We start from the raw sequence: 24624 nt of genomic DNA on the forward strand, positions 1-24624 counted from the left end.
AAAATAAAACGTATTTTTGACAGCTTAGATCATCAATCTAAAATCTAAAATCACAAATCTAAAATTAAATGAACTGGGAACAACTTTTATCACTTAAGCGCCAAGGCGATACGAGCAAAAGATTACGTGTAGAACAAGATGATACCCGATTGGGTTTTGAGGTTGATTATGACAGAATTATCTTTTCATCTGCATTTCGATCGCTACAAGATAAAACACAGGTTATTCCGCTTTCAAAAATAGATTTCGTTCATACGAGATTAACGCATAGTTTAGAAGTTTCGGTTGTAGGACGTTCTTTAGGGCGTTTGGTTGGAAAAAAAATCATTGAGAAATATCCGCATTTAAAAGAAATTCACGGTTATCACATGAACGATTTTGGTGCAATTGTGGCTGCAGCTTCTTTGGCACACGATATTGGGAATCCACCTTTTGGACATTCCGGTGAAAAAGCGATTGGAGAATATTTTTCGATAGGAAACGGATTAAAATATAAAGATCAGCTAAAAGCCAAACAATGGCAGGATTTGATAGATTTTGAAGGAAATGCAAATGGATTTTCGGTTCTTACCGCAAGTCGCCCGGGAATCGAAGGCGGAATTAGAATTTCGTACGCGACTTTAGGCGCTTTTATGAAATATCCAAAAGAAAGTTTGCCTAAAAAACCAACAAATAGTATCGCCGATAAAAAATATGGTTTCTTCCAGACTGATAAATCATTTTTTGAAGAAGTAGCAAAAGATATGGGAATGATAGCCAATAAATCCGGAGATGATATTGGTTTTGAAAGACATCCTTTGGCTTATTTGGTTGAAGCTGCCGATGATATTTGCTACACAATTATAGATTTTGAAGATGGTATCAATTTAGGTTTAGTATCTGAAGATTATGCTTTAGAATATTTGATAAAACTGGTAAAAGATAATATTGGTGTTGCTAAATACAAGACTTTAACCACTAAAGAGGATAGAATTAGTTATTTGCGCGCTCTTGCAATAGGAACTTTAATCAATGATGCCGTAAATGTTTTTATTGAAAACGAAGAAGCGATTTTGGCGGGTAAATTTCCTTTTGCTTTAACAGATAAAAGCAAGTACAAAGCGCAAATGGATGATATTATCAAATTAAGCGTTGATAAAATTTATCAGAGCCGCGAGGTTATCGAAAAAGAAATTGTAGGGTATCAAATCATCCAGACTTTACTTGATAAATTTATAACTGCTTTTAATAATTCATACGAAGGAACGGCTTCAAACTATGATAAATTGATTTTGAAAATGTTGCCAGAAAAACATCATTTAGAGAAGACCAATTTATACGAACGTTTATTGCATATTTGTCATTATGTTTCTCTTTTAACAGATGGAAATGCGCTCGAACTATTTGAAACGATAAACGGACGAAAAAAGAATTAAAATCTTTAGAATGGTTTACAATAAAAATACCACATAAAAACATTGTTTTTATGTGGTATTTTTATTGTCTTAAATGTTTGAGCAATACGATTTTCTATTGGAAAGTATATACCAAGCCAACACCCAGAACTTGTCTTAACTGTGCTCGTGGTCCGTCATTTACCTGAGAGGTTGATCCTGTAACCGGATCAATAACATCTACTTTTGTTTTGATATCATCGTCATAAACTAAATGAACACCTACATTTGCCTTTACATATGCATTAACTACAAGGTCTAAGCGGGTATCATAATCAACATCGACGTTCCCAAATTTATGCAGATAATCAGTATATAAACTCAATCTGTTTTCGTAAAAAATGTTTTTATAAATCTCATTTTTCATATATCCGGTTAATAAAATACCAAATTCAGCTTTTACTTTCTGTCCGTTTTCGATAAGAATTTTATTGTCAGGATTATCAGGATCTGTCATGTAAACAGCTTTCTTTACACCAAAAGATCCTTGATCTGCCAAGGTTTGATCTAAAACTAAGGTTGTTTTTAAAGTAATAGGAGAGAAATAAAACACTCTGTTTTTTTCTTTATTTGAGTTTTCAGCTCCAGCTCCTAAAAACACATAAGCTGGTGCGAAAGGCTTGGAAATCGCAATATCTCTATTAGGATAATTATATCCATCTGTAAACTGAGTATTGAAATTGAATTTAGCAGAGTAATACCAGTCTGAAAGTGTGTCTTTTCTGAATCCGTAAGTAGAATTCAGCATAAGAGCGTCATCTGTTTTTCTAAGTTCAGTGCCATCTTGTTTATTTAAACCGTATTTTACAATAAGTTCATTTACCCATTTATGATTTCCTTTCACATAAGTTCTATTAAACTCACCTTTAAAAAGACCTGAAATTGAACTTGTTCCCCCGGCACTCCAGTTTACGAAAGCAATTTCGGAAATATCAAAACCTACCTGATTTTTTTTCGTCCAGTTAGATGGAGGCGGCGGTAATTCATTTGGAGCTAAAGTGGTTTGTATGATCTGGGCAAAGTTATGTGAGGTACACAAAAGCAATAGAAGCAAAAGGGTAGAACGCAATAATTTCATTATGATTTCAGTTTTTTTAGGTAGTGCAAAATAATTATTTTGTCTCGTTTGAAAAAAGATTTATCAAACTTTTAACGTCTATTTTGCACAATTGTTGTAGCTGACTTACAGTTCCATGCTCAATAAATACATCCGGCACACCTAAAATTCTTACTTTATTCTTATAATCATTTGATGCTGCATACTCTAAAATAGCGCTTCCAAAACCTCCATTTATTGTTCCGTCTTCGATAGTAATTATGCTGTCGAAATTAGAAAAAATGTAATTTAATAAATTGATATCTAGTGGTTTAATGAATGGAAAATCGTAATGAGCAATTGCTTCAGAATTCTTGGTTTTATTAATGGCTAAAGTGACATTATTTGCTATTGTTCCCGTAGATAAAACAGCTGTTTTTGTTCCTTCTTTTAAAAGATGTGCTTCTCCGATTTTTATTTCTTCATAATGTCCGAAATTTTCTACTTCCCAATTTGGTAATACGCCGCGACCTCTTGGATATCGAATTGCGATAGGATGATTTAAACCTAATTGAGCCGTATATAAAATATTTTGAAGCGCAATTTCATTAATTGGAGCGTAGATAATCATGTTAGGAATTGCCCGTAAATAAGCAATATCAAAAACACCGTGATGTGTTGCGCCATCTTCACCAACTAAACCTGCTCTGTCTAAACAAAAAATAACCGGTAAATTTTGTAAAGCCACATCATGAATCACCTGATCGTAGGCACGTTGCAGGAAAGTCGAATAAATATTACAATACACAATCATTTCCTGAGTAGCCATTCCGGCGGCAAGAGTTACAGCATGTTGTTCTGCAATTCCAACATCAAAGGCACGTTCCGGAATTTCATCCATCATGAACTTCAATGAACTTCCAGATGGCATTGCAGGTGTGATTCCGATAATTTTATTGTTTTTTCGGGCTAAATCCAAAATGGTTAAACCAAAAACATCCTGATATTTAGGAGGAAGATTTTCTTCAGATTTTAAATGAATTTCTCCGGTCGAAGCATCGAATTTTCCGGGAGCATGATATTTTACCTGATTTTCTTCTGCTTGTTGTAAACCTTTTCCTTTTGTGGTTACAATGTGTAGAAATTTAGGTCCTTTTATATTTTTTAATCTCTTTAATTCTTTGATTAAAGTAGGAAGATCATGTCCGTCAATTGGTCCCGAATAATCAAAGTTCAAGGATTTGATCATGTTATTCTGTTTCGGATTTTTTCCGTTTTTAACAGCGGTCAGGTATTTTTTTAATGCGCCAACACTTGGATCAATTCCAATAGCATTATCATTTAAAATCACTAAAATATTCGCATCAGTCACACCAGCGTGATTCAAACCTTCAAAAGCCATTCCGGATGCAATCGAAGCATCACCAATTACAGCAATATGTTGTTTGTCAAAATCACCTTTTAGTTGAGAAGCAATCGCCATTCCTAATGCGGCAGAAATAGAAGTCGAGGAATGTCCTACACCAAATGTATCATAAATACTTTCGCTTCTTTTAGGGAAACCTGAAATACCGTCTATCTGTCTGTTGGTATGAAAGTTCCCTCTTCTTTCGGTCAGGATTTTATGTCCGTAAGCCTGATGTCCCACATCCCAAACCAATAAATCTTCGGGAGTATTAAAAACGTAATGTAAAGCAATTGTCAATTCAATTACGCCTAAACTGGATCCCAAATGTCCTTCCTTAACAGAAACGACATCAATAATAAATTGCCTTAATTCTTGTGCAACTTCAGGAAGTTGCGCCTCAGAAAGTAAGCGTAAATCAGCGGGATTGTTTATGTTTGAAAGTAAGTTGCTTTTCATTGTATAGTAAAAAGCAAATTTACGGTTTTAAATTTAAATGCTTTGAACGCATGATTCAAATTATTACGTTTTACATTTTAAAACTTTTACTATTTAATTGTAATAGGCAAAACGTAAGATGATCGAACGATACGATTATTTAATTTTCCGGGAATCCAGTTTGAAGACATTTTCAAAACTTTAATAGCTTCTTCTCCTATTTCTTTTGGTGTATTTTTGACTACATTGAAATTACTTAAACTACCATCTTTTTCTATAACAAATAAGATAAATATTTCTCCCTGAAACTTTTCTGTTTTGTTTGGGGCGACATAATTTTTGGTAAAAAACTTATAGAAGTTTTGCATCCCATTTTCTGGAACTGGTAAAACATCTAAATCATTTGAATTATATATAATGTTATAGTTAAAACTTCCTGTTTCAATAGAATTGGGAGGAAGCACCATTCCCACTGTAATTCCGCTACTAATTTCTTTTGTTTTTACTTTTTTAGATTCGATCTTATGTCCATAACATGAGGAATGAGCTTCACTTTTATCTTGATTTTGCGCTGAATTGTCAACAATTTCGATTTTATCAATTCTGTTTTTGTTCCCGTTTTTATCCTGACAACTAAACAAAGTAGTTCCCATAGCAATAAACAAAGCCAGTAAAAACATTTTATGATAATTGGTTTGCGTTTGTAAAACCTGACTCGGAATTTGAATAATTAAACTTTCTAATTGTTCATTTTTAAACCTTCCACAAATTCTATTGTCTTGATTTTGGATGAAAAAATGCTGAACTTCATCAGGTAACATGGTCGTAAAATCGACAACAGTTTTAGAACAACTCATACAAAAACGACCATTATCTTTAGGCGTCATTGTGTCCCAGTTTTCGTGACAAGGTTTGGGAATGGTTATTTTAAAATCTCTTTCCATGTTAGAATATCAGGATTTAAATGTAATGAAAAATATATACCAAAGTAAGTCTTTGGCAAAATGATTTTGTTTTAAAGATGAGGCGATTAAATTCATTAATTGCCTCAAAAAATCAATTATTTCAGGTAATTAATTTTATTGACTTGACTCAAAGATAAAAGTTGATATATTAATTCCCGCAAAAATTATTTCAAAACCTTATTTTTGCAACTATGATAAATCCCTTCACCGACGAATATTTTATGAAAAAAGCTTTGCAGGAAGCTGAAATGGCTTTTGATAAAGGCGAAATTCCTGTTGGCGCTATAATTGTCGTGGCTGACAGAATAATTGCAAGCAGCCATAATTTAACCGAATTACTAAATGATGTTACGGCTCATGCCGAAATGCAATCCATAACCGCCGCCGCAAATTTCCTTGGAGGAAAATACCTGAAAGATTGTACGCTTTACGTTACGCTTGAACCGTGCCAGATGTGTGCAGGCGCTTTGTATTGGAGTCAGATTTCGAAAATTGTTTTTGGCGCTCGCGATGAACAACGCGGTTTCATGACAATGGGAACAAAATTACATCCTAAAACTACAGTGGTTTCCGGTATTATGGCAAATGAAGCTGCTGATTTGATGAAGCGATTTTTTGTTGAAAGAAGAAAATAATCCTTTATTTCTCAATCTCAAAAAATAATTTCATTTAGCGAATTTTCCTCTTAAACTATTTAGAAAAATACTTTACATTTACTACAACATAATTGACAAACCACTAGTTATGAATTTGACTTTGAAAAGTTAAACATGCTGTCAATTTTGAATTTGTAACCTAATAACTCTAAATAAAAGTGAAAGCAAAAGGATTAGTTCTCGTGTTTTGTGTGTTTTTTATTTTTCAATCTTGCGGTAGAAAATCAGCTGCTGATTTCAATTCGGATTTTTCACTATTTAAAGAGTATATCGTCAGTTTTACGGGGGGAATTGTCTCTTCGGAATCTGATATTCGGGTGGTTTTGGCTTTCGATAAAAAAGACTGGAAGGTCAATCAGGAGCTGGATGACGATTTATTTGATATTTCACCAAATGTTCATGGAAAAGTTGTGGCACTTTCCGGTAATACGCTTGCTTTTATTCCTGACGAAAAGTTAAAACCCGGGACAGAATATCAGGTTACTTTACACTTAGATAAACTAATCACGATCCCGAAAGAGAAAGAGGCGGCACTTTCAAAATTCAACTTTACGGTTAAAACAATCAAACAGGATTTTACAATCAATACGGTAGACATTCAGTCGTATAGCAAACAATACCAATACTTGAATTGTGTATTGAAAACGGCAGATAATATTGATCTTGAAACAGCTATAAAACTTGTTTCGGCAAATCAAAAAGGGAGTAATCTTAAAATAAAATTCGAAAAAAAATCAGGTTCTTCCAAAGAGTTCAATTTTATAATTGATAGTATTCAGCGTTATGACGAAGCTTCAAATATTGAAATTGAATACGACGGAAGTGATTTTGATATCGATCAAAAAGGTGAAATAGATTATGCGATTACAAGTATAAATGAATTTAAAATTGTAAAAGTTGATGTTCCGGAAGGGAGCAATCAGTCGGTTTTAATTAATTTCTCAGAACCATTAGAAAAAGGACAGGATTTTAAAGGATTAGTTTCGATTCAGAACACGAATAACCTAAAATTTTCGACTCAGGGAAATGTGTTAAAAGTCTATTTTACTAATGAAGCTGTAGCCAAAAAAGAAGTTCCTGCTCCAGTTGTAGTGCAAGAAGAAACGGCATCGATTACGCCGGATTCGATTAGTATTTCAGTAGATTCGGCTGCTGTTGCAGTAGATACTGTTTATGAGGAAGCCGTTGAAGTTGTTCCGGATCCAGAACCTGCAACAGTTATAACGGGCGAATTACTGCTGGAAGTTTTTGAAGGAATCGAAAGTCAGTATGGTAAAAAAATGGATGCGAATTACACCGAAAAAATTACTTTTGACCAGATAAAACCAAGTGTTCGCTTTATTAAAAACGGAACAATTCTGCCAAGTTCAAACAATTTAAAACTGAATTTTGAAGCGGTAAACTTAAGTGCCGTTGATGTAAAAGTATATAAAATTTATAAAAATAATATTCTTCAGTTTCTTCAATATAACCAATTAAACGGAAGTCAGAATCTTAAAAAAGTCGGTCAGCCAATTGCTAAAACAACACTTAAATTAAATGAAAGCAGTTTAATAAATCCGGGTAAATGGAACACCTTTGCTTTGGATTTATCTAAAATAATTACGCCGGAACCTGGAGCAATTTACAGAGTAGAATTTGTATATAAAAAGAAATATTCATTGTACAAATGTGAAACATCTGAAGCAAATGAAAATGAAGAGGAGGAAGAGGTCGATGAAAATGATGTAAACTACAGCGGAAACTCTTATGATGATTACGAGTCTGATTACGGAGATTATGACTGGAGAGAAAGTGAAGATCCTTGTTCAGGTTCGTATTATTACAATGCAAAAATTGGAACAAATATTTTAGCAACAGATTTAGGCGTTATTGCAAAAAGAGGAGAAAATAAATCATACTTATTTGCAGTAAATAATATCGTTACCACAGAACCAGTTTCAAATGCAAGAGTGGATTTGTACACCTATCAGCAACAAAAAATAACTACTGCGGCTACAAATAGCGAAGGAATTGCTACTTTTCAATTAGATAAATTCGCCTATTTTGCAATTGTTACTTTAGGGGATCAATCGACTTATGTGAAGCTTGATGATGGACTTTCATTATCGGTAAGTAACTTTGATGTTTCGGGCGAGACTTTACAAAAAGGACTTAAAGGATTTATTTATGGAGAACGTGGCGTTTGGCGTCCGGGTGATAATTTGTATTTGTCCTTTATATTAAATGATGCGTCGAATAAACTTCCAAAATCTCATCCAATTAAATTTCGATTGAATGATCCAAACGGAAAAACAGCCTATCAGACAATCCAAAAGACGAACGATTTAAATCATTATTCCTTTATAGTTCCAACAAGTGCAGATGCGCCAACAGGAAATTGGGAAGCCATGATAAGCGTGGGCGGTGCTAAGTTTTACAAAAGTATTAAAATCGAAACGATCAAACCGAACCGTTTAAAAATCAAAAACAATTTTTCAAGAAAAACACTTTCATCCTCTTATCCTAATACAAGTAATCTTGAAGTGACGTGGCTTCACGGCGCAATTGCTAAAAATTTGAATGTAGAAATGCAGGCAAAATTTTCACAGCAAACCACAACTTTTAAAGGATATGAGAAATTTACTTTTGATGATTTGGTACGCAAATTTAGTACAGAGGAAATCAATATTTTCTCAGGAAAATTAAACGAAAATGGAAAAGCAACCGTAAATATTGAACCTAGATTACAAGGTCAGGCACCGGGAATGCTTCGAGCGGCATTTATCACAAAAGTATATGAAGAAGGAGGAGATTTTAGTACAGATGTTATTTCGACTACTTATTCGCCTTATAAAACATACGTAGGTATAAAAGCTCCGGAACCTAATAAATACGGAATGCTGGAAACCAGAACGAACAATCGTTTTGATATTGTTACGGTTGATGAAAACGGAAGACCAAAATCTGTTAGAAATCTGGAAGTAAAAGTCTTTAAAGTTGATTGGCGCTGGTGGTGGGATTCATCAAGTGATAATTTATCAAATTATAATTCTTCGGATGCCACTACTTCGTATAAAACTTATGTGATCAACACAGATTCAAACGGAAAAGGAAGTATTCAGTTTAACCTGTCAGATGAAGAATGGGGACGTTATTTAGTTCGCGTTGCAGATGGTACAGATGGTCATGCAACGGCATTAACCGTAAATATCGATTGGCCAATCTGGTCCGGAAAAACGCGTAACAGAGATGCTTCGACAGCCAATATGTTAGTATTCTCAACAGATAAGAAAAATTATGCTGTTGGAGAAAAAGCACAAATATCTTTTCCTTCCAGTGAAGGCGGACGCGCTTTGATTTCTATCGAAAACGGATCAAAAGTAGTACAAACGCTTTGGGCTAAAACGAAACAAGGAGAAACTAAAGTTGAGATTCCTATTACTGCGGCAATGGCGCCAAATGTGTATTTTAATATTACGCTTTTGCAGCCTCACGCTTCGACTAAAAACGATTCGCCAATTCGTATGTACGGAATTGTTCCAATAGAAGTGGTAGACAAAAATACTATTCTTGCACCAACGCTTTCAATGCCGGATGTTCTAAAACCAGAGCAGACTTTTACTGTAAAAGTAGGCGAGAAAACAGGCAAAGAAATGACGTATACAATTGCGGTTGTTGATGAAGGTTTATTAGATTTAACCCGATTTAAAACACCAAACGCCTGGGATAGTTTTTATGTTCGGGAAGCTTTGGGCGTTAAAACATGGGACATTTATGATGATGTAATTGGAGCTTATGGCGGAAAAATAAATCAGATTTTCAGTATTGGTGGAGATCAGGATTTAGGCGGTGGAAAAGCCAAAAAAGCGAATCGTTTTAAACCTATTGTATTGTATTACGGGCCTTATAAATTAGAAAAAGGACAAACGAAATCACATCAGTTAAAACTGCCAAAATACATTGGTTCAGTCAGAACTATGATTGTTGCAGGAGACGCAGAAACAAGTGCGTACGGAAGTGTAGAAAAAGCTACCCCAGTTCGTAGTCCGCTGATGGTATTGGCTTCATTGCCGAGAAAAATTTCACCATCAGAAAAAGTAACGATTCCTGTTACGGTTTTTGCAACTGAAAAGAATATCAAAAATGTTTCGATTCAGATAAAAACAAGTGCCGGACTAAAAGTAATGGGAAGCGCAACTCAAAGATTGACATTCACAGAGCCTGATGAAAAAATGGCGTATTTCAATTTAGTTGTCGGTTCCGCAACCGGACTTGCAAAAGTTCAGGTAATTGCCACATCTGGAAGTGAAAAATCAGTTTATGATGTCGAAATTGATATGACGAATCCTAATCCGGTTACGAATACTTATACAGATGTTATTTTACCTCCAAACAGCACAAAAACAATTTCATGGAAAACTTTTGGAGTTTCAGGAAGTAATAAGGCAAGACTAGAGGTTTCATCAATGCCAACAATCAATTTGAACGGACGATTACAATTCCTGATTCAATATCCGCATGGATGCGTGGAGCAGACGACTTCATCTGTATTTCCACAATTATTTTTAAATGATGTGGTTGATTTAGATTCAAACAGAAAAGCACTTATTCAAAAGAATATTAGTGCAGGAATTACCAGATTAGGTAGTTTTCAGTTATCAAATGGAGGATTATCTTACTGGCAGGGAAATACAATTGCTGATGATTGGGGAACTTCATATGCAGGACATTTCCTGATTGAAGCAGAGAAAAAAGGGTATGTTTTACCAATTAACTTCAAATCAAAATGGGTTTCGTACCAACAAAAAGAATCAAAACAATGGCGTTTTGAACCAAAATACGGAAATGATCTTGCTCAGGCATATAGATTGTATACATTGGCTTTAGCCGGAAATGCTGATTTATCATCGATGAACAGATTACGCGAAACAAAAGGTATTTCTAACGAAAGTAAGCTTCGTTTGGCTGCCGCGTATGTTTTGGCAGGACAAAAATCAGCAGGGCAAAATTTATTATTGCGCACCAGCATTGATAATGAATCCAGCGAATACAACTATTACTATTATGGTTCAAGTGAAAGAAACAGAGCAATGGCTTTAGAAACGATGTTGCTTTTAGGACAGAAACAAAAAGCATTTTCAACGGCTTCAAAATTAGCCAAAGAAATGTCTAATAATCAGTGGATGAGTACGCAGACAACTGCGTATTGTTTATATGCTATGTCTAAATTTGCGGTGAGTAATGGTCCTAAAGGAATTAATATTCAGTTTAGTAAAAACGGAAAAGGCGAAACGATAAGTACTCAAAAAACCATTGCCGACAGAAGTTTGGTTGTTCAGACTGGTTCGAATAATGTGACTTTGAAAAACCTGAAAAACAACACTATTTATGTTCGTGTTCTAAATACCGGAATATTACCAATCGGACAGGAAAATGTGATTCAGAGTGATGTTTCTGCTGATATTGTTTTCAAAAACAGAAAAGGAAGCACGATCAATGTTTCGAAAATAAGTCAGGGAACTGAATTTATTGCAGAAGTTACAATTAGAAACCAAAGAAACGAAAGTGTTCAAAATGTAGCATTATCACAAATTCTGCCTTCAGGATTCGAAATCGTAAATACTCGTTTCACGGATTATGGAGACGCAACAAACAACATCGCAGATTATATTGATATCCGTGACGATAGAACTAATTTCTATTTTGGAATGAAATCCGGAGAAACAAAAGTTTTCAGGATTTTACTAAACGCATCTTATTTAGGGAATTATTACTTGCCGGGATTACAATGTGAGGCAATGTATGACAATACATTTCTGGCAAGAACAAAAGGATTCTGGGTTGAGGTTGTAAAATAAAAAAGGGCCCACGGGTTTTGCGGATTAAACTGATTCGCACGGATTTTATTTAACTGATCCAGCTAATAAAAAAGATTCGCGAAAACCCGTCTAATCCGTAAAACCCGTGGGCTAAAATTAAAAGCTTTGAAAAATAAATTAATAGCGTTCTTTCAACGCATTACAAATTGGATAAAAAAGAATAAAATAAAATCAGCAATTGCATTTTTGCTCTTGCTGATTTATTATTTCTCCATACCCCGAACGTTATTTCAGGAACCATATTCTACGGTTATTGAGAGTAAAGAAGGCGAATTATTAGGAGCTAAAATTGCCAGAGACGGACAATGGCGTTTTCCTGCCCAAGACAGCGTGCCTGATAAATTCAAGAAATGTATTATTTATTTTGAAGACGAATATTTCTATAAACACCCGGGTTTTAATCCGGTGGCGATGGTAAATGCTATCAAGCAAAACAGGAAAGCGGGAAAAGTAGTAAGAGGCGGAAGTACATTGACACAACAAGTGATTCGGTTATCCCGAAAAGGAAAAGGAAGAACTTATTTTGAGAAATTAATCGAAATTATTCTCGCAACACGATTAGAATTAGGATATTCTAAAGATGAAATTCTTGAATTATTTGCTGCTCATGCTCCGTTTGGAGGAAATGTCGTTGGACTCGAAATGGCTGCATGGCGTTATTTTGGCGTACAATCCAATCAATTGTCCTGGGCGGAAAATGCGACTTTGGCTGTTTTGCCTAATGCGCCGAGTTTGATCTATCCCGGTAAAAATCAGATTAAATTACTCAGCAAACGAAACCGACTTTTACTGAAACTTCATAATGAAGGAATAATCGATCAGCAAACGTACGAACTTGCTATCGAGGAACCATTGCCTCAAAAACCGTATGATTTACCTCAAATTGCACCCCATCTATTGCAAAGAGTCGCGAAAGAAGATGAAGGAACACGTGTAAAAACTACGATTGATTATGCTTTGCAAAATAGAGTAAACCAAATTGCCAAATATTACTACAATCAGTACAAACAGAATGAAGTCAATAACTTAGCTATTTTAGTAATTGATGTTTCAAATAGAAACGTAATGAGTTATGTAGGCAACGCGCCAACAGATAAAGACCATCAAAAAGATGTTGATATTATTGATGCACCGAGAAGTACAGGAAGTATTTTAAAACCGCTTTTATATGCGGCAATGTTAGATGATGGAGAACTATTACCCAATACTTTAGTGGCTGATATTCCTACTCAAATTTCAGGCTATACTCCACAAAATTTTAATCTGACTTTTGATGGCGCTGTTCCTGCACATCGTGCTTTGTCGCGTTCGTTAAATATTCCGGCAGTTTTGATGTTGCAGGATTTTGGAGTGAATAAATTTTATGAAGAATTGCAAAAATTCAAATTAAGGGATATCAATAAAACGCCGGATCATTACGGATTATCACTTATTTTGGGCGGAGCCGAAAGCAATTTGTGGGATTTGTGCAGAACCTACGCTAATCTATCTTCAACAGTAAATTATTACACTAAAAATAATGCAAAATATCGGACCAATGAATTCACGGAATTAAATTATAAAAACGATTTTGAGCCTGATTTTGGTTCTGAAAGTGATCAGAAAAATATATTAGGCGCGGGATCAATTTGGTTGACATATAATGCAATGGAAGAAGTAAACCGACCTGAAGGAGATGAAGCCTGGAAGTTTTACGACAGCTCATTGAAAATTGCATGGAAAACCGGAACCAGTTTTGGGAACAGGGATGCATGGGCGATTGGAACAAACTCGAAATATGTAGTGGGAATTTGGGTAGGGAATGCAACAGGCGAGGGAAGACCAACTTTAACTGGAGTTACAAGTGCTGCGCCTATTTTGTTTGATGTTTTTAATTTATTGCCAAGGCAAAGATGGTTTCAAACGCCTTATAAAGATATGGATGAGGTTGAGGTTTGTCGTTTAAGTGGTTATCTGGCAAAAGAAGGTTGCCCAAAAATCAAGCAATGGGTTCCGAAAAAAGGAAAATCTACAGCAGTTTGTCCCTATCATAAAACGGTTCATTTAGATAAAACAGAACAATTTCAGGTCAACAGCAGTTGTGAAAATATTGATAATATAGTAACTAAAAATTGGTTTGTTTTACCTCCCGTGATGGCTTGGTATTACAAAGGTCAGCATATTGAATATTTGCCTTTGCCGCCCTTTAAAGAAGACTGTCAGGGAACACAAACCGCAAGTATGGATTTTATTTACCCGAAAGCGAATAGTAAAATCTATTTAACGAAGAATTTTAATAGCGAAGTTCAGCCAGTAATTCTTAAAGTAGCCTATTCAGAACGTGATCGTGAATTATTTTGGTATGTTGATGATGTTTATAAAGCAACAACAAAAACGTTTCATGAACTGCCTATTACGCCAACTTCCGGAATACATTATATTACGGTTGTGGATGCTTTTGGTAATGAAATAAGAAGAAAAATAGAAATTGTTAGGGAATAGGGGTAAAAGCAAACTCCAATTTTTTAAATTGCTTCACCTGTTCGCTAACGCACGGATCCAAATTCCAAAACCTTATTGTTTCTTAAAATAGAAATTGTAATAGATATAATTAACGAGGGTTTTTATTACATGATTTTGATTTGAGTATATACTTTCTGATTGGTTGAAAATCTGAAAGTAGCTCCAAAAGTAAAACCTTTAATTACCGGAATTTTATCATTATTAAATGGTTGTGAATAACCGAAACCTAAATCTAAAAGATTCAAAACTGTCATTCCTGCTAAACCATACGCATGTTTGTCTGATATTCCGCCTTTTACAAATAAAAACTTTGCTGTATTGTAGGATAAATGCAAATCAGGTAAACCGTAATAAGTATCGTTATAAGATGTTACTCCAAAACCTAATCCTAGAAATAGTTTGTTTTTGTTTTCACAATCTAAACAGAATTCTAACCCTCCGATAAATTGGCTTTTTGTTGCAATTTTATAATCTAAATATAAAATAGGCCATTTTGGGAATACCAATTTACTCTTATTGTTTTCTTTATAGTTGAAATCTCTTGAATCCAAAATAGTATTATTTTCATTGTACCATTTTGCATTTCCTACTAGATATTCCGCTTCTTTATCTTCAGAAAACCCTTCAAACTGGAGTTTATTAGTTTTTGTATAATAATCATTTATAACGTAAACAGAATCTAAGCGTGTGATATTATATCCAACTGCTTTTTTTGTTTTTATTTTTAAAGGTTTGATTCTGTAATAAGTGGCAGAATTTTTTACGGCGTTTTTCCAATTTTGATCAAAATAAATAGTGTCATTTTGAGCCGAGGATTTAATTGTAAAGAAGGTTAAAACAAGAAGTAAATAATAATATTTTTTTTGAAAATAAGGCTGAGATATATTTAATAGCATTTTTACTGGTATATAATTTTTATCAAATGTAAGAAAGTATTTAGGAACAAAGTTTATATAATTTAATTTTGAAAACTGATGTCTAGCCCAGATAGAAGTGGAAATCCTTTTGTTTTTTTCTTTAAAAAACAAAAGATTGAAACGGATAGCTGGAAATTGCTCCTAAATAAAACAAATTCCAATATTTTAAATTCCAAATTCCAAAAATTAAAAATGTAAAGTGAGATTGTTTCTTTTCTCACAATGAAGCACAAAAAAACCGCCAATCTCCAGATTGTTATCGGGACGAGAGGCGGTTTTGATTTTTATTCTGAAATAACATTTCCTTTTTTATCGTAGAAATGGTATTCTAAGTACGTGTAAGCGTCACGAGGTATGATTTTCACCCATTTCTTATGCTCAAAAAACCATTTTGAACGTAATGATGGAAAACCTTGACTGAGGTATGCAGCCACAAATGGATGTACATTAAGTACAACACCCATGTGGGTTTTTAAAAGTCTGTCCAGATCAGATTTGATTCTGTCAATGATTAAAATTGGCGCTTCAATTTCGCCATGTTCATTGTTTGGATCTTCTTCTCTGGTTTTAATATTTACTTCTGGTCTTACACGTTGTCTGGTAATTTGAACCAAGCCAAATTTACTAGGCGGTAAGATTTTATGCTTTGCTTTATCGTCGCTCATTTCTTCTCGCAAGAAGTCGAACAAGACTTTCCTGTTTTCAGGATTAGACATATCGATAAAATCAACTACAATTATTCCGCCCATATCACGCAAACGAAGTTGTCTGGCAATTTCAGCAGCAGCAATCATATTCACCTCCATGGCTGTATCTTCCTGGTTGGTCGCCTTATTTGAACGGTTTCCGCTATTTACGTCTATAACGTGAAGAGCTTCAGTATGTTCAATAATAAGATATGCGCCTTTACTCATGGAAACTGTACGTCCAAATGAAGTTTTGATTTGTCTCTCTATATTGTATTTCTCGAAAATTGGAGTGTCATTTGATTGATAAAACTTTACAATCGATTGTTTTGAAGGTGCAATTTCTTGCAGATATTCCTTCGTTTGGTGGAACAACTCTTCGTCATCTATCTGGATACCACTAAAGGTATCATTGAATACATCTCTTAATATTGAGGAAGCTCTGTTGAGTTCTCCCAATACTTTTGAAGGATGATGAGCAGTTGGTAATTTTTTACACATTGCAGTCCATCTGCTAAGCAGGTTCTGCAAATCTTTTTCTAATTCGGCTACGTTTTTGCCTTCGGCTACTGTGCGAACAATAACACCAAATCCTTTAGGTTTGATTGATAGAACAAGTTTTTTTAGACGATCCTTTTCCTTTTTGTCTTCTATTTTTTGAGAAATAGAAACGCGGTCAGAAAACGGAACGAGAACAATAAATCTTCCTGCCAATGAAAGCTCAGCGCTTATTCTTGGACCTTTGGTAGATATAGGTTCTTTTACAACTTGAACTAAAACAGATTGATTGGCACTTAAAATATCAGTAATGATGCCATCTTTGTCAATCTCTTTTTCAAACTGAAAGGTTTTTAGGGAGAAATCTTTTATTTTACCTGCGCTTACAAGTTTTATGAATTTCAGTTGGGAAGCTAAGTTAGGTCCTAAATCGTGATAATGTAAAAAAGCATCTTTTTCGAAGCCTACATTTACAAAAGCAGCATTAAGTCCAGCAACGGGTTTTCGTATTTTGGCAATAAAAATATCACCAACCTGAAAGTTGCTTTTCTCTTCTTCCTTGTGTAATTCAATTAGTTTTCCATCTTTTAATAAGGCAAAATCTACGGCTTCAGAACTAGATCTAATGATTAATTCTTTATTCACACTGTAAATTTTTATCTGTTTTTTCAGAAAATAGAGTATAGAGAAAAGAATATAGATTATAAAAATCTAAAATCTAAAATCCAAAATCTAAAATCTTATCTACAGATGGATTAAACAATATTTTTAACAGGTATTGAACCCGGGGGATTTTAGTTAGCAGTTTTTCAGTATCAGTTGGCAGTTCTTACGCTGCAGACTGTGACTGGGCACTGAGACTAAATTCCAATTTCAATGAACGTTTAAAAAGAAAAAAGTAGTTTAAAACTACTTTTTCTTTTTGTGACGGTTAGCTCTCGCTCTTTTTTTTCTTTTGTGCGTAGCTACCTTATGTCTCTTTCTTTTTTTACCACTTGGCATATCGTGTCGATTTTATGATTAATTAATAGTATTATTTTGCTTCGTTATTCGTTTTTACTCCTTCTACAAAAACTTTTGCAGGTTTGAATGCAGGAATGTTGTGTGCTGGAATTTTGATAGTGGTGTTTTTAGAAATGTTTCTACCTGTTTTTTCAGCTCTGGTTTTTACGATAAAACTTCCAAATCCTCTTAGGTAAACATTGTCTCCAGTTTCTAATGAAGTTTTAACTTCTTCCATAAAAGTTTCTACTGTTGCTTGAACATCTCCTTTTTCAAGACCTAGTTTCTCTGAAATTTTCGCTACGATATCTGCTTTCGTCATTTTCTTTCCTATTTTATTTTATAAATGGTGTACTATTTTTTTGAGTTTGCAAATATAGGAATTAAAAAAATAATTAATCAAGCTAATTCGTTAAATTTTAATTACATAAACATTTACTTTTGTATTCTAAGTATTTTGCAATGAATTTTCCTAACATATTGATAAAATGGTATTTACAAAACAAACGTGATTTACCATGGCGAAAAACCACCAATCCTTACCATATTTGGCTATCAGAAATAATGTTGCAACAGACTAGAGTTGCGCAGGGAACGCCTTATTTTTTCTCTTTTACAAAGGAATTTCCTACTGTATTTGATCTGGCAAATGCATCAGAAGAGCAGGTTTTGAAACTTTGGCAGGGATTAGGATACTATTCCCGAGCCAGAAATTTGCATAAAACGTCTCAATATGTAGCAAATGAGTTAAACGGAATTTTTCCTGACTCCTATAAAGAGTTATTAAAATTAAAAGGAGTTGGTGAATACACCGCCGCCGCAATTGCTTCTTTTTCATATAATGAAGCAGTTCCGGTTGTTGACGGAAATGTGTTTCGTGTACTTTCCCGTTATTTTGATATTGAATCTGATATTTCTTTGCCCGCAACTAAAAAAGAATTTATCGAGATTGCACATGAATTAATGCCAAAAGATAACCCTGCGATTTTTAATCAGGCAATTATGGAGTTTGGCGCTTTGCAATGTGTTCCTAAAAGTCCTGATTGTACCATTTGTGTTTTTAATGATAGTTGCCTGGCGCTTCAAAAAAAGAAAGTTTCGGTTTTGCCCGTGAAGTCTAAAAAGTTGAAAGTGACAAATCGTTTCTTTAATTATTTGATTTTAGAAGATCCTTCAGGAAATACTCTAATTCAAAAAAGAACTTCAAAGGGAATTTGGCACAACTTATATGAGTTTCCACTTTTTGAAACTACTGAAATAGTGGGTTTTGATGTGGTTTCGGATGCGGTTAAAAATCAATTTTTTACATCTTATACTGTATTAAGTATAGAAGAATGTACTGAAACGACTGTAATTCATAAGCTTTCACATCAACATCTTCATATTCAGTTTTGGAAAGTTAAAATTGCAGAGATAATAGAAAATGGATTGAATGCCAGTAAATTAAAGACTTTTCCGTTTCCTATTGTGATTTATAATTTTATAGAAAAGCAGGAAATAATTTGCTAAAAAAATGTATCTTTGAGATAAATCCATATAATAAACTATGAACGGAACATTAAATAAGGTTATGCTAATTGGGCATTTGGGCGACGATGTAAAAATGCACTATTTTGATGGTGGAAATTGCATTGGGCGTTTTCAGTTGGCTACAAATGAGGTTTATATCAATAAAACGACGAATGAAAAAATAACTTCTACAGAATGGCACAATTTAGTTGTACGTAACAAAGCAGCAGAAATTTGTGAAAAATACCTTTCTAAAGGAGATAAAATATATATTGAAGGACGTATAAAATCCCGTCAATGGCAGGCAGAAGACGGAACTACAAAATATACAACCGAAATTCAGGTTACCGAATTTACTTTCCTGACTACCAAAAAAGAAACTGGAAATCATAAACCACATCAGGAACCAGAACCAGCAAAAAACACTAACTTTGATGCCACAAACGAAGGTTTACCAATAAATGATTTACCTTTTTGATTGTTTAACTAATCTTTTTTAATTTGGACCCGGAGCCCAGTTTATTTCTTAAAACATTAGACATCAATTTAATAATTGGTTTTGTCGGAATATTTATCCTGCTGTTTTTATCGGCAATTGTTTCAGGTGCCGAAGTTGCACTTTTTTCTTTATCCCAAAAAGACATTGATGAAACTTTACAGAATAATAATCCGAAAGGAAAAATTATTTCCAATCTTTTAGACAAACCAAAAAAACTTTTAGCCACCTTATTAGTAGCCAATAATTTCTTTAATATAGGAGTTGTAATTTTATTCTCCTTTATAGGACAAAATATTTTTGCCCATATAAGTTCTCCGGTTTTTAAGTTTATCCTCGAAATAATCGTGGTTACTTTCCTGATTTTATTATTTGGTGAAGTTTTGCCAAAAGTTTACGCCAGCCGTAACAATATAAAATTCGCAAAACGCGTTGCATACCCTATCGCTGTTCTGGATACATTACTCTCGCCAATAAGTTTGCCTATGCGTAGCGTTACGCTATATTTGCACAACAAATTGGGGAAACAAAAAAACAGCTTTTCAATAAATCAGCTTTCACAAGCCTTAGAACTTACAGATTCTGAAGGAACATCAAGCGAAGAACAAAAAATACTGGAAGGAATTGTTTCTTTTGGGAACACAGATACAAAACAAGTAATGAGTCCGAGGATTGATATTTTTGCATTAGAAATATCAGAATCATTTAAGACAATTTGCCCGAAAATAATCGAAAAAGGATTTTCAAGAATTCCTGTTTATCGCGATAATATAGATCAGATTGAAGGCGTTTTGTTTGTTAAAGATTTATTGCCCTATATTGATAACGAAGAGTTTGATTGGTCATCATTAATAAGAGAAGCTTTTTTTGTTCCTGAAAATAAAAAGCTGGATAATTTATTAAAGGATTTTCAAAGCCTTAAAAGTCATCTTGCAATTGTGGTTGATGAATATGGCGGCACTTCCGGATTAGTATCTTTAGAGGACGTTATTGAAGAAATAGTAGGAGATATAAGCGATGAGTTTGATGATGAAAATTTGAATTATTCTCAAATAGATGAAAAGAATTTTCTGTTTGAAGGAAAAATAAACATGAAGGATTTTTACCGAATCGTTGATGTTAACGAAGATATTTTTGAATCTCACAAAGGCGAAGCCGAAACATTAGCCGGTTTTATTTTAGAAATTCTGGGTAATTTCCCTAAAAAAGATCAAAAAGTAGCTTTCGAAAACTGCATTTTTACTATAGAAACGGTTGATAAAAAGCGTGTAAAACAAATAAAAGTAACAATAGATTAAATGTTAAAAAAAACAATTTCAATAGCAACAATTTTACTGGCATTGACTGTTTTAAGTTGTAAAGATGATGTAGTGCCAAAGCCGGCAAGTTTTCTGCGTTTAGATTATCCGGAAGCAAAATATGTTAGTTTTGAAAATAATTGTCCGTTTGCTTTTGAAATGAACGAAGCAGCGGTTATTAAAGGTGAAAAAGATTGCGGATTTGCAATTACATATCCTAAAATGAAAGCCACAATTTACCTGACATACAAACCTGTAAATGGCAATATCGAAAAATTGCTTAAAGATGCACAAAAACTTACCTATGAGCATGTTATAAAAGCCGATGATATATTAGAACAGCCGTATTTAAACCCGCAAAAAAAGGTTTACGGTATGTTTTATCAAGTTGACGGAAACGCAGCCACAAACTCTCAATTTTATGTAACAGATAGTACAAAACATTTTATAACCGGATCTGTTTATTTTTATGCAAAACCTAACTTTGATTCGATTATGCCGGCAGCAAGTTACATCAAAAATGATATGCAAAGATTGATGGAGACTTTGAAGTGGAAATAAAAAAATAAAAAGTATAAAAAAGGACGTTCAAAGTGAGTGTCCTTTTTTTATATGTTTAATAGACGATTAAATCCTCTTTTTTTACTTTAAGAAGCCGAAAAAGCGTCGGTAATAAAATCCTGAAGCCCTGCTTCTTCAAGTATTTCAATCGAGAATTCTCCAAAACGTTTTGGAAGCCAAATAATTCTCACTCCGCTTGGAGAATTAAGGCTTTTTTTTGACAAAGGATTTCCGTTTTCATCTTCTGGCTGAACGTCTGAATTTATCAATTCGTCAAAAGCAACTTCGATATCAGGAGTAGAGTAGCAGTGACGGTAAATAGTTCCTTCGCCTTTTGTATCTAATAGTGTTTTTAAATTTCCGGAAAAGGGCTGAACAAGCATAAATCTTTCCTGACCAATTCTCACAACTGCATAGGTAACGTGTAGTTCGTCTCTCTCCCAAATGAATTTTTTTGAGATTTCAGCTCCAAGGATTTTTGCGTAATAGTCGCAAGCTTCCTGGAGATCCTTTACCAGAATATCTATATGGCTAAATTTAAGTTCCATTATTTTATTTATCTGTGTTGATATAAGCTAAAGTATAATTTTGCAAAACATTCACAAAAAAAAACAGTAGTAAAGCTAAATTTACTACTGTCTAAATTGTATTTTTTTTGAAATCCTTTTTAGAACTACGATTTAGTATTCAAAACTTTATAAGTTTTTCCGTCTCCTGTTGCCTGAACAACTTTTGTGAAATTATCTTGATTTTGAACCGTTTTATCAAATACAACAGTCGCCGTTTTTTTATCAAAATCCACAGTTGCTTTTTCTACGCCGTCTAAATCAGCTAATTCTTTTTCGATTGTTTTTGCACAACCCATTGCACAAGTCATTCCTTCGATCTTGAAACTTGCAGTTTGAACATTTTCAGCAGCAATTGCTTTGTGTTCTTTAGTGGTTGTTTCTACTGCTTTTATATTTGCAAGATTTTTATCTTCTTCTTTTTTGCAGCTAACTAATACTAAACTCGCGATGGCGAAAGTGGCTATGATTTTTGTAAATTTCATTATATATGATTTTTAATTGATTAGTTGTGTTCCTTGCAAAATTAATAAAAAGGAAGTGGTCAGTCCATAAAATTATTACAAATTTGCATCAAAATACTATTTATGGATGCAAAGCAATTAAAGTGGGCTTATTTATTTGTCCTTTCCCTAATTTGGGGAAGTTCTTTTATATTAATAAAAAGAGGTTTAGTTGGTTTGACAGCCGTTCAGGTAGGTTCGTTCCGTATTATTTTTGCAGCTTTATTTCTATTGATTGTAGGTTTTAAAAGCCTGAAGAAAATTTCGCGCCGACAATGGAAATTTGTTGCCATAACATCCCTTTTTGGGACTTTTACGCCCGCATATCTTTTCGCCATTGCCGAAACCGAAGTTGATAGTTCAATTGTAGCTATTTTAAATTCGCTTACACCATTAAATACTTTAGTTCTTGGTATAATCGCTTTTGGGATTCAGTTTCAAAAACGACAAGTTTTGGGCGTTTTTGTAGGTTTGATAGGTTGTTTGCTTTTGGTTTTAAGCGGCGCATCGGCTCATCCCGGGCAAAATTATTATTATGTAGTTTTGGTTGTAATTGCCACGATTTGTTATGCAATCAATGTCAATTTAATCAAGAAATATTTATCCGATTTAAATTCTTTGAGTATTACAACAGGAAACTTTGCAGTTTTGCTATTGCCTGCATTAATTATTTTAAGTACAACCGATATTTCGCAACGAATAAATATTGATATCACGCAACATTCCATTTATTTTGTAATGATTCTGGGTGTTTTAGGAACCGGAATAGCAAATGTTGTGTTTTTTAAATTGATCCAAATGTCATCGCCCGTATTTGCAACATCGGTAACCTATTTGATTCCGATAGTAGCATTTTTCTGGGGATTATTAGATAACGAAATGCTAACGCCAATTCAGTTTTTTGGAGCGTTTATTATTTTAATTGGTGTTTATTTATCGGCTAAGAAATAAAGTTTTTTTGAAATGCTATTTAGTGTTTTTAATATTTTTTAGGAGCTAATCCCGCTATCCGTTTCAATCTTTTATTTTTTAAAGAAAAAAATAAAAGGATTTCCACTTCTATCGGGGCTATGACAATCATTTTCATAAGGATATTTTTGTTAAGTTTGTCATCTCGACGAACATGTAGTTTTTCATTTCGACGGACATGGATTTGTTTCATCTCGACGAACATGTAGTTTGTTTCATTTCGATGGACATGTAGTTTTGTCATTTCGACGGAGGAGAAATCACATCAGATATTCGACAAAGATTGGCGATTTTTGGCGCGGAGTTTCTAGTGTGATTTCTCCTTCGTCTAAATGACATACTTTGTGTATAAAAAAATTACCCGCATTGTAGTTGGCGGTATTGGAAACAATCGCAACGCTCTGAAAGGCGTAGGACAGCTTAGCGATGCGGTTTTTATAATTTTATAATTATTGATTGAAAATTCCTACTTATTTAAAAGTTTTAGGTATCTTCGTAATCCTAAATAGTCAATAATTATGAGTTCAAAGAAATTTTGCCCGTGTGGTATGGTGGCGGTATTGGAAACAACTGTAACGCGCTTTGACGGCGTAGGAACATCTAAGCCATGCGGGTTTTTTACTCCTTAACCGTCAAAATTATGAGTACAAACACGCTTTCAAAGGAAATGGAATTAAGATTGGCTGATTTTTTCAAAAATTCAATTGATCCTCAACTTATGGCAAAAACAATTCGAAAAGTGAATTACATTCTAGCTTTAAGTATTATGCGAGATTGTGAAACTCTGGAAACAGAAAAAACAAGTCTCGAAAATGGTTTTTATTGGTTAAACGAATTAGCCGAAATTTTAAATCCTTATTTAGATGTTGAGTAATTAAACAAGAAAGGCTGTCGTAATTGACAGCCTTTCTTGCTTTTTAAAAAATTTAGTTTGTAATTAAAAAAAAATCCTTTTTTATCAGCGTTTTTGCTTTAGCGAATCAGTAAAATCAGCGTCTAATTTTGACGCGGATAAAACAGATTTACTTCGTAAAAACACTGATAAAAACGGATTTGATTTGCAATAATTTTATTTTCGTTTTCATTTTTTTCTACCAATATTTTCTACCAACATTAAACTCCTAAAGGAGTAAAAATATGGATTTTGCTAAATAATTAATTTATTGTTCTATCTCGGAGAGATTACATATTGGTAGAAAATATAATTAAACCACAAAATTTTTATCCCGTAGGGATTATACCTGCGCGATCAAATTGGAAACGGGCTTCGAATCCGCTCAGCATGACAATTATATTTTATTGTAAAATATCGTTTAGTCCCTA

18 protein-coding genes are annotated in these 24624 nt (G+C 33.8%); 10 read left to right on the forward strand and 8 right to left on the reverse strand.

What is annotated here, in order from left to right; translation table 11 throughout:
- Positions 1-68: 68 nt before the first annotated feature.
- Positions 69-1415: a deoxyguanosinetriphosphate triphosphohydrolase gene (locus KHA90_RS02750; RefSeq protein WP_213294986.1), complete on the forward strand. Its 1347-nt coding sequence runs from the start codon at positions 69-71 to the stop codon at positions 1413-1415.
- Positions 1416-1509: 94 nt separating this feature from the next.
- Here KHA90_RS02750 and KHA90_RS02755 read toward each other — a convergent pair whose 3' ends face one another.
- The 3 genes from KHA90_RS02755 to KHA90_RS02765 all read right to left on the reverse strand — a co-directional run bounded on the left by KHA90_RS02755 (position 1510) and on the right by KHA90_RS02765 (position 5256).
- Positions 1510-2511 carry a DUF3078 domain-containing protein gene (locus tag KHA90_RS02755; RefSeq protein ID WP_213294988.1) on the reverse strand — a complete coding sequence of 334 codons (1002 nt, stop codon included), beginning with the start codon at positions 2509-2511 and terminating at the stop codon, positions 1510-1512.
- A 34-nt stretch (positions 2512-2545) separates the two neighbouring features.
- Positions 2546-4333, reverse strand: coding sequence for a 1-deoxy-D-xylulose-5-phosphate synthase (locus KHA90_RS02760; RefSeq protein ID WP_213295016.1), 1788 nt, complete (start codon positions 4331-4333; stop codon positions 2546-2548).
- Between the two features lie 89 nt (positions 4334-4422).
- Complete coding sequence (locus tag KHA90_RS02765; protein WP_213295019.1) at positions 4423-5256, reverse strand: energy transducer TonB; 834 nt, start codon at positions 5254-5256, stop codon at positions 4423-4425.
- Between the two features lie 212 nt (positions 5257-5468).
- Here KHA90_RS02765 and KHA90_RS02770 point away from each other — a divergent pair, with 212 nt between their 5' ends.
- From KHA90_RS02770 to pbpC, 3 genes are all read left to right on the forward strand, one after another.
- A complete protein-coding gene (locus tag KHA90_RS02770) occupies positions 5469-5912 on the forward strand; it encodes a nucleoside deaminase (protein WP_213295022.1) in 444 nt (147 codons plus the stop codon).
- A 179-nt stretch (positions 5913-6091) separates the two neighbouring features.
- Entirely contained in the window at positions 6092-11773 is a 5682-nt protein-coding gene (locus KHA90_RS02775; protein WP_213295024.1) for an alpha-2-macroglobulin family protein, read from the forward strand.
- Positions 11774-11899: 126 nt separating this feature from the next.
- Positions 11900-14275 carry a penicillin-binding protein 1C gene (gene pbpC, locus KHA90_RS02780; protein WP_213295028.1) on the forward strand — a complete coding sequence of 792 codons (2376 nt, stop codon included), beginning with the start codon at positions 11900-11902 and terminating at the stop codon, positions 14273-14275.
- A gap of 125 nt (positions 14276-14400) precedes the next feature.
- Here the strand turns inward: pbpC and KHA90_RS02785 are convergent, their stop codons facing one another.
- The 3 genes from KHA90_RS02785 to KHA90_RS02795 form a co-directional block, all read right to left on the reverse strand.
- Positions 14401-15192, reverse strand: coding sequence for a hypothetical protein (locus KHA90_RS02785; RefSeq protein ID WP_244860234.1), 792 nt, complete (start codon positions 15190-15192; stop codon positions 14401-14403).
- A gap of 305 nt (positions 15193-15497) precedes the next feature.
- On the reverse strand, positions 15498-17042 hold the full coding sequence (locus KHA90_RS02790) for an Rne/Rng family ribonuclease (RefSeq protein WP_213295031.1): 1545 nt from the start codon (positions 17040-17042) through the stop codon (positions 15498-15500).
- Positions 17043-17430: 388 nt separating this feature from the next.
- The gene (locus KHA90_RS02795; protein WP_007805026.1) at positions 17431-17721 is read right to left on the reverse strand and encodes an HU family DNA-binding protein; all 291 of its coding nucleotides are present in this window, start codon (positions 17719-17721) and stop codon (positions 17431-17433) included.
- 140 nt (positions 17722-17861) lie between these two features.
- On the opposite strand from KHA90_RS02795, the gene mutY reads away from it, so the two are divergent.
- From mutY to gldD, 4 genes are read left to right on the forward strand one after another with little or no spacing between them, the layout of a single operon-like run.
- Complete coding sequence (gene mutY, locus KHA90_RS02800; RefSeq protein ID WP_213295034.1) at positions 17862-18908, forward strand: A/G-specific adenine glycosylase; 1047 nt, start codon at positions 17862-17864, stop codon at positions 18906-18908.
- Positions 18909-18945: 37 nt separating this feature from the next.
- The gene (locus KHA90_RS02805; protein ID WP_213295037.1) at positions 18946-19386 is read left to right on the forward strand and encodes a single-stranded DNA-binding protein; all 441 of its coding nucleotides are present in this window, start codon (positions 18946-18948) and stop codon (positions 19384-19386) included.
- Positions 19387-19409: 23 nt separating this feature from the next.
- Positions 19410-20702 (forward strand): gliding motility-associated protein GldE, encoded by a 1293-nt coding sequence (locus tag KHA90_RS02810; RefSeq protein WP_213295039.1) that lies wholly within the window; start codon positions 19410-19412, stop codon positions 20700-20702.
- On the forward strand, positions 20703-21263 hold the full coding sequence (gene gldD, locus KHA90_RS02815) for a gliding motility lipoprotein GldD (protein ID WP_213295042.1): 561 nt from the start codon (positions 20703-20705) through the stop codon (positions 21261-21263).
- An 86-nt stretch (positions 21264-21349) separates the two neighbouring features.
- Here the strand turns inward: gldD and KHA90_RS02820 are convergent, their stop codons facing one another.
- The gene (locus KHA90_RS02820) at positions 21350-21811 is read right to left on the reverse strand and encodes a VOC family protein (protein ID WP_213295046.1); all 462 of its coding nucleotides are present in this window, start codon (positions 21809-21811) and stop codon (positions 21350-21352) included.
- A gap of 125 nt (positions 21812-21936) precedes the next feature.
- Positions 21937-22314 (reverse strand): heavy-metal-associated domain-containing protein, encoded by a 378-nt coding sequence (locus KHA90_RS02825; RefSeq protein ID WP_213295049.1) that lies wholly within the window; start codon positions 22312-22314, stop codon positions 21937-21939.
- A gap of 102 nt (positions 22315-22416) precedes the next feature.
- Here KHA90_RS02825 and KHA90_RS02830 point away from each other — a divergent pair, with 102 nt between their 5' ends.
- Complete coding sequence (locus KHA90_RS02830) at positions 22417-23283, forward strand: DMT family transporter (protein WP_213295052.1); 867 nt, start codon at positions 22417-22419, stop codon at positions 23281-23283.
- 658 nt (positions 23284-23941) lie between these two features.
- Complete coding sequence (locus KHA90_RS02835; protein WP_213295055.1) at positions 23942-24175, forward strand: hypothetical protein; 234 nt, start codon at positions 23942-23944, stop codon at positions 24173-24175.
- Positions 24176-24624 lie beyond the last annotated feature (449 nt).

It is taken from the genome of Flavobacterium psychroterrae, assembly GCF_018380615.1.
Lineage (GTDB): Bacteria > Bacteroidota > Bacteroidia > Flavobacteriales > Flavobacteriaceae > Flavobacterium > Flavobacterium psychroterrae.